Annotated in this window: 11 protein-coding genes and 1 pseudogene; 2 read left to right on the top strand and 10 right to left on the bottom strand. The window is 37.2% G+C overall.

Features of this window, described 5'->3' with window-relative positions; genetic code table 11:
* Window positions 1-23: 23 nt before the first annotated feature.
* Window positions 24-935 (bottom strand): annotated as a pseudogene (locus tag B4U37_RS03145) (UvrD-helicase domain-containing protein); the annotation flags it as partial.
* Between the two features lie 9 nt (window positions 936-944).
* Between B4U37_RS03145 and B4U37_RS03140 the strand changes: the two are divergent.
* Both B4U37_RS03140 and B4U37_RS03135 read left to right on the top strand, forming a co-directional pair.
* The gene (locus B4U37_RS03140; RefSeq protein ID WP_088017034.1) at window positions 945-1,709 is read left to right on the top strand and encodes an SDR family NAD(P)-dependent oxidoreductase; all 765 of its coding nucleotides are present in this window, start codon (window positions 945-947) and stop codon (window positions 1,707-1,709) included.
* A gap of 104 nt (window positions 1,710-1,813) precedes the next feature.
* Window positions 1,814-3,013, top strand: coding sequence for an MFS transporter (locus B4U37_RS03135; protein ID WP_088017033.1), 1,200 nt, complete (start codon window positions 1,814-1,816; stop codon window positions 3,011-3,013).
* Between the two features lie 100 nt (window positions 3,014-3,113).
* Here B4U37_RS03135 and B4U37_RS03130 read toward each other — a convergent pair whose 3' ends face one another.
* From B4U37_RS03130 to B4U37_RS03085, 9 genes are all read right to left on the bottom strand, one after another.
* Entirely contained in the window at window positions 3,114-4,097 is a 984-nt protein-coding gene (locus B4U37_RS03130) for a tRNA dihydrouridine synthase (protein ID WP_088017032.1), read from the bottom strand.
* 452 nt (window positions 4,098-4,549) lie between these two features.
* Window positions 4,550-5,818, bottom strand: coding sequence for an MFS transporter (locus B4U37_RS03125; RefSeq protein WP_088017031.1), 1,269 nt, complete (start codon window positions 5,816-5,818; stop codon window positions 4,550-4,552).
* 137 nt (window positions 5,819-5,955) lie between these two features.
* Complete coding sequence (locus B4U37_RS03120; protein WP_088017030.1) at window positions 5,956-6,444, bottom strand: hypothetical protein; 489 nt, start codon at window positions 6,442-6,444, stop codon at window positions 5,956-5,958.
* The gene (locus B4U37_RS03115; RefSeq protein ID WP_088017029.1) at window positions 6,441-6,923 is read right to left on the bottom strand and encodes a hypothetical protein; all 483 of its coding nucleotides are present in this window, start codon (window positions 6,921-6,923) and stop codon (window positions 6,441-6,443) included. Before B4U37_RS03115 ends, B4U37_RS03120 begins: the two co-directional genes overlap by 4 nt.
* A 354-nt stretch (window positions 6,924-7,277) precedes the next feature.
* Window positions 7,278-7,568 carry a DUF6407 family protein gene (locus tag B4U37_RS03110; protein ID WP_088017028.1) on the bottom strand — a complete coding sequence of 97 codons (291 nt, stop codon included), beginning with the start codon at window positions 7,566-7,568 and terminating at the stop codon, window positions 7,278-7,280.
* Between the two features lie 261 nt (window positions 7,569-7,829).
* A complete protein-coding gene (locus B4U37_RS03105) occupies window positions 7,830-8,255 on the bottom strand; it encodes a hypothetical protein (RefSeq protein WP_245840044.1) in 426 nt (141 codons plus the stop codon).
* Window positions 8,256-8,898: 643 nt separating this feature from the next.
* A complete protein-coding gene (locus B4U37_RS03095; protein ID WP_088017025.1) occupies window positions 8,899-9,813 on the bottom strand; it encodes a phosphotransferase family protein in 915 nt (304 codons plus the stop codon).
* 86 nt (window positions 9,814-9,899) lie between these two features.
* Window positions 9,900-10,607, bottom strand: coding sequence for a class I SAM-dependent methyltransferase (locus tag B4U37_RS03090; protein WP_088017024.1), 708 nt, complete (start codon window positions 10,605-10,607; stop codon window positions 9,900-9,902).
* A gap of 435 nt (window positions 10,608-11,042) precedes the next feature.
* Window positions 11,043-11,750 carry an MBL fold metallo-hydrolase gene (locus tag B4U37_RS03085; protein WP_088017023.1) on the bottom strand — a complete coding sequence of 236 codons (708 nt, stop codon included), beginning with the start codon at window positions 11,748-11,750 and terminating at the stop codon, window positions 11,043-11,045.
* Window positions 11,751-11,818 lie beyond the last annotated feature (68 nt).

Below are 11,818 nucleotides of genomic sequence, written 5' to 3'. Positions count from 1 at the left end.
ATGAAGACCTCAAAACAGTATTCCTACAAATCAAACTTTCTCGCATTAACGCACAACCGGGTTAAGGAACCTGTCCCTACACTACAAACCTCCAAGTAATGCATGGCTCTGGTACATGCTGTATAGAACACCCTTCTCAGACTCTCATCACCGTATACTTCATCTGATGCATTGTAGATAATAACCGCGTCAAACTCGATGCCTTTTGACAAGTAGGACGGCACGACAACCACGCCTTGTTCGTACTCCATGGAGTTCTTTTTCAACAGTTTCAAATCATCAATCCCAGGTGAAAGTGCTTCAAAAGCACGACCACTCTCTTCACTCGATTTGCAGATGATGGCAATACTTTGATAGCCACGTCCCTTTAGCTTCTCTACCCGCGCAGTGATTCCCGAGTGCAAGCTATCAAAATCAGCCACTTCTGTCATCACCGGCTCCTCGCCGTCCCGGTCAAACGGGATGATTTTATCTCCGTTTGGAACAAGCCTTCTCGTAAACTCGATAATTGGCCTTGTGGAACGGTAGCTCCTCGTAATGTTGATAATTTCCGTTTTTTCAGGCCCATAGAGACCCTCCAACACGTCAAAGTTGACCGCTTCACTCGCATGGGCAAAGATCGCCTGATTAAAGTCGCCCAGCACGGTCATTCTGGCCGTAGGGAAAAGTCGTTTCATGAACTCAAATTGAAATGGGGAATAATCTTGCGCCTCATCCACGACGATATGCTTGATTGAGCTGTTTATTTGAAAACCAAGAATCAATTCTTTTAAAAGTAAAAATGGTGTTGCGTCCTCATATATCAGTTTATTTTCCGCCAGCGCTTCAATTGTACCCTGACAGATCCCCAGCCACTCTTCAGGCGGATCCCCATCCAACCACTGGCCAATACTCGCCGGTTCCGCAAAAATCTGTTCATACAACGCCTTAAAATTACTTTATATATGACTAAAACAGCTGTAATAACAGGAGCGTCTAGCGGACTTGGATTAGAATTTGTTAAACTTTTCGCCAAGGATGGCTATAATTTGGTAGTAATAGCACGTAATGAAGAAAAGCTTCTAGAAATAAAAAGAGATTTTCCATATGTGGATGTTACAGTAATTCCTAAAGACTTAAGCAAGCCTGATGCAATCAAAGAAATTGTGGATGAAATGAAAACACGGAAAATTTTCGTGGATGTATTAGTAAATAACGCAGGTTTTGGGTTATTAGGATCTTTTGAAAGTCTCAATATTGAGCAGCAATTAAATATGATTCACCTCAATGTTTCATCATTAACCGAATTAACCTATCATTTGCTGCCAGATCTGAAAAAGAGTAAATCCGGGAAAATATTAAACGTGGCAAGTACTGCAGCATTCCAACCAGGACCTAGCATGGCTGTCTACTATGCAACAAAGTCTTATGTTCTATCCTTTTCAGAAGCATTGGCTGAGGAGTTGAAAGAAGATAATATAACGGTTACCACTCTATGCCCTGGTGCAACCAAAACAAACTTCAGCTCTGTTGCAAAAGTGGAGAACACAAAAATGTTCAGTAATGCCATGCCTTCTGATGTTGTAGCAAAAAAAGGGTATGATGCTTTGATGCAAGGAAAAGGTGTTGTCATAACTGGAGGATTTAATAAAGTTGGGGCATTGGCAGCCAAGTTTCTACCTCGACGAACGGCGGCTAAAGTTGCAAAGCTTGTGATGAAAGAAAACTAGAGAATGCAAGAAAACCTCTTAAAATGGGAATCATTATGTTATGATATTTAGGTTGTTTACTTACCACATAACACATTTCCATTCAGCTTAGAAAAGAGGTATTTATGCAATCTGATAAATTAACGAGGCAACATTGGTTGCTCATTATAACCCTTTCTTTATTAACGTTTGTCCTTGGTACAAGCGAGTTTGTTATAGTTGGAATCTTGACGGAGATCTCTTCAAGCCTTGATATGTCTAATGCAAAAGCAGGCACCCTTGTTTCTGCATTTGCCCTTACGTTTGCCATCGCCACACCTATCGTGATGTCGGCAACAAGTCATTTTCCTAAGCGGAAATGGATGTTGTTTTTAATAGGTGCTTTCATTATTTTCAATGCGTTGTGCGCCATTTCAACATCCTACACGATGCTGCTTTCTTTTCGAATCCTGACGGCAATTGTGACGGGTGTGCTGATCTCACTCGCCATGATTGTAGCAAGTGAGACGATGCCAGCAGCCAAGCGCGGCCTTGCCATTTCATTTGTGTTCGGAGGGTTCACCCTTGCGAATGTGGTGGGAGTACCGATTGGGACTGTCGTAGCTTCGTGGTTCGGATGGAATTCCACTTTTATGCTAACAACTATTCTTGGAGGAGTGGCTTTCCTTGCATCTTATTTCGTGCTACCAAGCAAGCTGAGCCAAGTTCGAAGCTCGATTCGTGATCAGTTCTCGCTCTTAACCAACCCGCGAATTCTGATTGCCTTTTTCATTCCAGCGCTTGGATTTGGGGCAACCTATGTCGTCTTTACGTACCTTGTTCCTATCTTGAAGGGAATGGGAGCACCTAACTATTCCATTAGTTTGATTCTTTTCATATACGGATTCATCTCCATTTTCAGTAATATCTTAGCAGGTAAAATTGCTAGCCATAATCCGATTGGCCGCCTTCGGTTTGTGTTTCTCGTGCAGGCGGTTGTATTGATTAGCTTATTTTGGACCATTAATCATTTCGGGTTGGGGCTTGTTAACATTGGATTGATGTCGTTAATGGCCATTCTATTAACTACATCTACCCAGCTTTACCTCATAGACCTAGCTAAGATCTATCAGCCTAGTGCAACAGGGCTCGCTGCTTCCCTCATGCCGGTTGCAAGCAATGTCGGAATAGCAATGGGATCTGCCCTCGGTGGACTCGTCTACCACCAAGTCGGTCTTATACATGTAACGTGGGTCGGCGGCATTGTGGCAGTATGCGCTAGTCTGCTTACTTTCTTGAGTTATTATCTGGATCAGAAAGAGGCGTCGAGGGGACAGGCACGCTGACCCGTTTTCTATGTGCACACACGCAAAAACCCGAGAATAGCTTGTATTCTCGGGTTTACTTCGTTTTTATGCTTGGGACAGTGGGTCACGTTGCCTGTCCCTACAACCCACTTTCAAACTCATCAAGCAATGCACGGACTTCATCCGTGGATTTGGTGTTCATCAACTGGTTTCTTAATTCCCCAGCTCCACGGAATCCTTTGACATAGATTTTGAAAAAGCGGTGAAGCTTAGACATGTTGCGTGGTACTATCTCAGCATAATGATCTTGGAGGTCCAGCTGCAACCTTAAGAGATCTAGGTATTCCTTGCTGGTGTGCTCTTTCGCTTCTTTTTCGAAAGCGAACGGATTCTTGAAAATACCTCGTCCAATCATCACGCCGTCAATGCCATATTTCTCGGCAAGCTCTTGCCCAACTTGACGGTTAGGAATGTCTCCATTAATGGTTAGCAACGTTTCCGGCGCAATCCGGTCACGTAGCTCCTTGATCTCCGGAATCAGCTCCCAATGCGCATCCACTTCGCTCATTTCTTTTCTGGTCCGTAAATGAATAGAAAGATTCGCAATATCCTGTTCTAGAATATGCTTTAACCACTCCTTCCACTCGTCTACTTCCGTAAAGCCGAGTCGTGTTTTCACGCTGACTGGCAGTCCACCAGCTTTTGCAGCCTGGATCAATTCCGCAGCAACATCTGGACGTTGGATAAGGCCGCTTCCTTTCCCTCGCGTCGCCACATTCGGTACAGGACAACCCATGTTAATATCGATTCCTTTAAAACCTAGCTCCGCCATCCCGATACTCATCTGACGGAAATACTCTGGATTATCGCCCCAAATATGCGCCACCATCGGCTGTTCCTCTTCTGTAAAAAGTAAACGACCGCGCACACTGTCTTTTCCTTCTGGATGACAATAGCTGTCAGAGTTTGTGAACTCTGTAAAGAACACATCCGGTCTTCCGGCTTTCCTTACCACCGTGCGGAAAACTACATCCGTCACATCTTCCATCGGCGCCAACACAAAAAACGGTTTCGGTAACTCACGCCAAAAATTATCTATCATGTCAAACTCAAATCCTCTCAAAATATAAAGTACTAAAATTCCCGATCAAAAATTTACACTTATATCTTATATCATGTTTCTTTACTCTTTATCAAATACAAGTACTTTAAACTTGCGAAAAATGGACAATATATATTTTAACGAAATTCGTTCCTGAATGGAATTTATTTAAACAAAATTCCAGTAGATACCTTTTCTTCTCTGGTTGGAAGTTTCTATGATAAAAGTTCCACTTTCCACTAGAAGTAACGTAAAAAGGCAACGCCCATCAGGGTTAGTTGCCTTCTTTTTAAGAGTTTCAAGCTCATATGTGCAGAATGCTATCTGTGATATAAACTTATCCTTTTCCTTTAATCTTCTTCTTTTCTTCTTGCCCAAAAAGAATGGGTTCTTTGTTCTCTGCTAATACAAATCCGTTTAAATCCATCATCCGTGAGGGTCATTATTTGCTATTTCAAGCTTAATATTCTATATCATAAAGGAACCCCAGTTGCATTTGATCTTCGTCCTGCATTTTGACGCTTTTCCTCCATAAAAATCACTCCAATTAAGCCAAATATAGAGAAGATGACTGGAGTGAGAAAACCATAGTAGTACCCACCACTAATACTACCTGAAGTTGACTGAAAATAATCCAACAGATATCCGAAAATACTTGGTAGTAATACTGCACTTAAAAATCCACCAGTATTCGCAAACCCAGTAACAATGCCTGTTTCTGTTATAGGAAAAGACTGACGAACAACTGCAAAAGTTAAGGAGTTTGATCCAAAGCCAAAGCCAATAATAAAGAAAAGGATAATCAGTAAGTAAAAAGGTGGATGCTCTTTAAATAAAAGAAAAATGGACCAACACAATAAAACCGTAATATGAAAAACAATATATGGCCGTTTTATAGTTTCTAAACAACTTGAAATCCAACCAATTAGTGGTGCCCCAATGAGTGCCCCAATGAGACTAATCATAATAAGCTGACTTGCAACTATGCGTGTCATTCCATACACATCCATTACATATGGCACTGCCCACGAACCGATAAACCCTATATACCCTCCAACAATCCCAAAGTGACAAAAAAACAGGGCCCATGCCTGCCGATCCGAAAGTATTCTCCGCATTATAACCGATGTTTTTTCACGTTGTATTTTTGGGGCTGCAATTAACGATTGCTGTGATTTTTTAACAAGCACATAATAAAGGAAAATACTTAATAAGCATAAGAGTATCCCAGCTATAAGAAATGCTCCCCTCCAACCAAGTAAGGCTACCAATACAGAGAAAGGAACAGTTGCCAAAAGGAAACCTAGGCTTCCTGTCATTCCTGCAAACCCAATTAATCGAGTAAATTCTTTTTTATTAAACCATAGGCTTAAAATCAACACCATGTTTACCCATATGGTCGCATCGCCTATTCCCGTTAGGATTCTGGCAACAAACAGGACCAATTCATGTGTGCTAAAACTATAAATCATGGTACCTATGCCTGTAAGAGTTGCCCCTAAAATTAGAAGAAAATTAGGTCCATAACGATCAGCTAAAATGCCCATAGGAATTTGCAGACCGGTGTATACAAAAAACTGAATACTTGTCACTAATCCAACCGTTGCTGCTGTTACACTAAAATCGTTCATTAATTGGTCTGTAATTAATCCTGGAGCCGTTCGTTGACTCGACATTATTAAGTATGTAAACAATACAGAAGTAAATATAACCCATCTGAAATTACTATTTTGTTTGTCCATATTATCCTACTCCTGTTAGCTTTTACCTTATATATATGGGTTTCCTCTAACAGTAGAAATAGTATTTTAAAAGAAAAGTATCCATTTTAACGAGAATGACCTCATTACAAAAAACTTACTATATTTCTCGTACGTAACTATCCTTTCTTTTCAACAAAGTTCGCAAGCCAAATAGTAGCAGCAAAAACAAACAAATAAGTGATAAAGGATAAATACAATTTCCAACCTGTATACGTAAAAACATGAAACTTTACTGAAATCCATTCTAAAGAAATCGCTATCCCTGCCCAAAAAATTATATAAAATAGATACTTCAGGCCTTTGGGCTTGTTATATTGATAGAAGTTTACTACAAAGTAAGAAAGCGTAGGGTAAGTGACAAAGTGCAATAATACATCAAATAATTCATGCTTTTTATGATCAATCGTAAAGTATAATTCATATGGTTTTACACTAAGGGTAATATCAGCTAACACAGCAAGAAAAACATTGAATGTCCAAATAATAGTGATGGTAACAGCAGGCAAGCGTCTAGGTAATATAAACATGAGCGTCCAAGAAAGTACTGTGGAAAAAATAATAAATATTTCATTTGAATCAAATTTCTCAGGAAGAGGTAACATCATGACGTATTCACCTCTTTGCCTCTACAAATAAGTTTTTCAAAATAAAATGAGTAAATAGCCAATAATAAAATAATCAGAGTGTACCTTAAATATGAATAAAATACATTCCAATCCACCCACTTCAAATATCCAATATGAACAAAAAGCAGTTCAATTGAAATGAGTGCTGTTAAGAAGATGAGAAGATGAATAAATTTACTAAAAATAGTTCTATTTGAGAACAACATATAAATAATCCATAAAAGTAGCGCTGGCTTAAGTGACAACTCAGGAATTTTTTGTGCCCAAAAAATTAACTGACCTGGCTCTTGTTTTGTAAGTTCTAAATTTAAATTAATGATTAGACCTGTATTTGTAATAAGAATATTGGAGAAAAAATAACAGCCCAAGACGTTAGTGACGTTCATTTTCTTCATCAGTATGTATAGGGAAATAAAGGATAATATCGCTAAAATTAGAAAAAACCACAATGTTTTCATATCAGCCACCATTTTTATTTTATCTACATTATCTTGTACATAAAATGTCAAAAGAATACTGGATTTAAAGAAAACATACAGTAAACGGAAAGGCTGAAATCATATATGTTATTTGATGATATAAGTAAAAAAATGATCATAGCAAAAAACCTTTCCTGGATAAGATGGAAGGTTTTTTTCGTATTTTCCATGTTAGCATTCAAATGATCCTTCGAAACCCGAAGGAAGCGCTAGAACAGTCCCTTTGGTTTCCAACAGTAATAATATCTGGGACATTTCGAAAGACAACAAAAAGCACATTACAGCAGCTCTCATCCTTCTCAGAAAAGTGCTGTAATGTACCGTTAGTCCCACCTAATATTGTCTTATTACAAAACTTTGATAGACTTCTTCTAAATATAAGTCTCTATCGGTTCCTACAGAGAGTTCTACTACCTTAGATAGAAGATTTTCCTCTACCATTGAGTGTATATACAAAGATCTCGTGGTACCTTCATTCGTTTCTTCTACTTCTTCATAAGAGTTTAGCTTATAGAAGTTAATGGCGTCTCTTACTACATCTTTGACGCAGTCCATATTGTTTTTATCAAAGTGGTCCATAGCTTCCACTGTCTTTTGTACAAAGTCATTTAAACTTGTGCTCATACACATGCTCCTTATGGAGAGATTGACAAATTTATTTTAAAATTAAATGGCTGACACATTCGACGTGGCTTGAGTTGTGATCGCAGACAATTCTTTGATGTAGTGGTGTTTACCTGTTTAAAATAAGGTGCTTATTCCAAATAAGCTCCGGCTATTATTTCTTTTTTCTATTGAATAGTATCGTTGTACTGCGCAGCAAATATATATCTATTGTTTTTTCTAATTGCTTTTTCAACAATAGCGCCCTTTAGCACAATAAAATTATTTTATCACTTCCTTAAGCCATTCCTCTGAACCATCTGTAAAAACTACTTTAATCTCCTCGTTTTCGTTTTCACTTAGATGATACCAAACTCGTTTAACTCCCCCATCTACTTCAATCATTTTCGCTTCAGTATCACCAACATACACTTTTTCGTGTCTTGGTTCCGTTAACGTTCCGCACCAAAGATATGGCATATTTTCTAATGTACCTGACCACTTGCCATTACAATTAGCGGTTTTGTCCCAAACCCATCCACTATCGGTTTTATTGAAATGCCCAATCTTTATTTGATTGTTGTTTTCCTCATCTTCTTGAATATAGGAAGTGAAAAGAATGATATTATCCTCTTCTACTTTCTTAATCAAACTATAATCATCAACATCTTCAAGACTTTTCATTTCTTTATGAAATACATCTTCCATTGAATTAGCATTGTTACATCCTCCCAAAAACAGAGTAACTATCAGAAGAAGTACATATTTTTTCAAATTATCAACTCCTTAATTTCATAATATTATCTTAAACTATTCATATCCCTTACTAAACAATCCTGCACCAATAGGTAAGAAAGGAGCAATTCACTATTTAACAATCGCCCTATTTAATTGAATAGTACAACGTGTGGCTTTTTTACTTATTTAATAAGTAAGAAAGCAATAGGTGCTACTAATAAGGAAATAATTACGCTTTGAAAAAAAGTGATTGTAATATCTTTTTTCCAAGAGTTCCTTTCTGGGTAACGGTTGTTTATTCTTTGGAATATGAGAAATATTAGCCACCAAAAAATAATTGTGTATAGTGCAGAAGTGATACTTTCATAATACAAGTTATTCCCCTCCATTAATAAAATTCAAATTCATACCTCTTTTTTGGTCCTTTAATTCAGACGATTTTCTAAACAATCCTGCCCGTTTGCTTAATTCCAATTATTTCATAATCTAAAAATTCCTTCAATAAGATATTTTCTTTGGCCAATATAAAAACGAGCGCTGATCCTTGTTCCTGGATCGCGCCCGATTGCGGAAGATTATTCCACTATAAACAACTAGAAATATTACCGGATTTTTATAGACTTCTTTTTAATGAGTTACTTAAATAATAAGACCTTTGAAGGTAATACTGTCCTTTAACATTATCTTTAATGTAGGTTGTAAATAAAATTGCAAGCATTAAAGCCGTATCAAGTCGATATAAAGTACTATTTGGCAGTGAAGAAGAAATTAGTATATTATCATTATTATACCCTTTTTGAAATTCCAAGATGTCTATTTCACGCGTTTCTAAAATTCTCATTAACTCCATTAACGGATCACCTATAAATGCATTATCCCAATCTATGACTGCTTTTATTTCCCCTTTGTATCTAATAATATTTGGAGTTCTTATATCAAGGTGAATGAGGCAATGGTCTGTTTTTGTCATAACCAAAGTTTCCTCAATTTCTTTTATGGATGGTACAGTTAAATTAGTTGATAGGAGTTTATTTAATGTGCTGACTCTTTCCACAATCCTGCTTGACACAATATTATAAAAGGAACGGTTTTCCTGATCAATTATGCTCAAGCCTTTAAGCGGTGTTTTATGTATAGCTGAGACGAGATTTCCGATATCAGCTGCAGAGATCGTACTTTCATCACCGTGTATATATTCTGAAACAAGAAAGTTAATTTCTTTGCTCAAGTGAAGATAAATTACTCTGGGGACTTTTAAACCATGATTGAAACAATGTTTTGCGATAGTTGCTTCTTTATTTAGCGAAGCTACATCTTCATTCGAATGGAGATTTCCAATTGACTCGTCCAGCCTCCATGGAGTTCTGGCAATCAAGATTCCTCGACTCTCCTCTTTCAAAATAAATACTGCATTTACAACACCATTGTTTAGAAACTTAATCATTTTAACGTTCCAATTATCTTGTTTATTCAAAACCAACAAGATTCTTTTTTGCAAAATTTCAATTCTTTCCTTCGTAAGGCTCATTACTTTCTACCATCTCCTTCCTTCTCCTTCTGTTTCTACTCCGTATAAATCCAATAATGGTGAAGAATACACATCCGTTAAATTTATTAATATTTTCGAAAAACACCAGTTAACAAACCTGATACACCAAAAATTTTTTTGGACATATCTATTTCTTTCATATCACGCACTTCTACTTCTCTAAAATCATTAAAAATACTCCTTAATTTTTCCCCTGTAAAACCTAAACCTCCCTGAAGACTTCGCAATCTATAAACATCCCAATCTGAAATATCGCTTCCTCCAAATTTACCACCTTGCTTAAAACAAGTAATGCCAAATAGGCCATTAGGCTTTAATGCTTTTCTAACTAAATTCAAATAACTCATTCTTCTGTGGGGTGCAATATGATGGAAGCATCCTGAATCATAAACTATATCGTAACTTTCTTCATTTTTGTTTAAATTAAATATATTGTCCTTACTAAAATTCACCGTCAAGTTCTTCTTTTCTGCACGTTGCCTTCCCCACTCCAATGCTTCTTCTGATAAATCAACAGCATCAACAACACATCCATTTTCAGCAAAGAAAATTGCATTCCGTCCTGGTCCACAACCTAATTCTAAAACTCTTTTCCCTGGTTGGAATAGACCTTTCTCAAAGTATTCTACAAGGTTTTCATCAGGATAATTAGCAAAGAAAGGGACATTCCTATCACGATCGGTATAAAAGTTATCCCAGTTAAAACTAGAATTTTCAATTAGTAATTGATCTAGCATTTTCAACAAATCATCATTATTATAAATAGATTCCATTAAAACAGTCCCCTTTTTAACAAAATTTGTGATTACGCCTAATTATACCAACATTTCCCTTCTTCTTTGTTAAAGAACTATTAAAATCAGATTATTAATAATATTAAAACAAACCTAGAAGTAGATTTTAATTACCTATTAAAGCTTTACTAACATACCTAAATCCCTTTAAAAATATCTTTCAAAGGGACTGTACACACTTTCATGAAATAAGCTCTAAATAGGCGTAAGGCACATTTAAACACGCCTCGAATATTAACAGCATCAATATAATGTTACAAACATTACAATAATGTTACAAAGTGATTTTCTTATGTATTCTCTAGTCCCAGATCCAGGAACAATACGATTAAATATAGAAAGACACATTTCTTATTACAGAAATGCGCCCGATTATTGAAGACTCGATTTCAAGATAATTATACATTTCTTCAACTATACAAACTGGCTCTGGATGAGGCCTGATAAGAAAGAATCCACATCATCCCTAATTACAACCCCATGCCCTGTACAGAGGATACTTGGCCTGATCTCCCTAAGTTTCTTAAGCCCTTCCATAAACAACTCAAAATGGTGCTTACTTCTCATCTCCTCGTTTTTTGCCCAGTCCGAGATGAACTTTACATATTTATCCTTCATTTCTTTCCCATTGCCCGCAACTTTTTCATTTGGCAAAGGCTCACCAAAGAAACAAAGGTGGTCGCCACAAAATAGCGCACCACTTTCTTGATGAAAAAGAGCAACAGAGCCTGGAGTATGATGACCTAAGAGGATACACTCCAACCCGTTGAAAGCTGCACCATTTTCAGGGAGCGTTCCTGTAAGATTGGTTTTCAGTTTTTCCGGCACTAGGCTGAGATCTTCACTATGAATATAACTTTTTATGTTTTCTAAAAAGGAAAGTCCGCCGATGTGGTCTTTATGACCGTGCGTAGCTATGAATGCGAAAATCTCCTCTTTATTTAGATTGATTTCTTTCATGGAGGCTTCTAGGTAATCAAAGTGCTCCTCTTTACCAGAATCAATAAGTGTGTAGCCATTATCTCCCATAACCAAATAACAGTTATTATAGGAATTCCACGATTCATCCCATAAGAGAAAGCCATACACATGATCCGTTATTTTTTCAAAGTAGTATTTCAAAAAAATCCCCTCCCTGTTTACACTCCGGAAAACTCCTCTTTCACCAAAGAATACATTTATAGCTCCAG

Origin of the sequence: Sutcliffiella horikoshii, assembly GCF_002157855.1 — a bacterium.
In the GTDB taxonomy this organism is placed as follows: Bacteria; Bacillota; Bacilli; order Bacillales; family Bacillaceae_I; genus Sutcliffiella_A; species Sutcliffiella_A horikoshii_C.
This window is presented reverse-complemented; position numbering and strand designations above follow the sequence as displayed.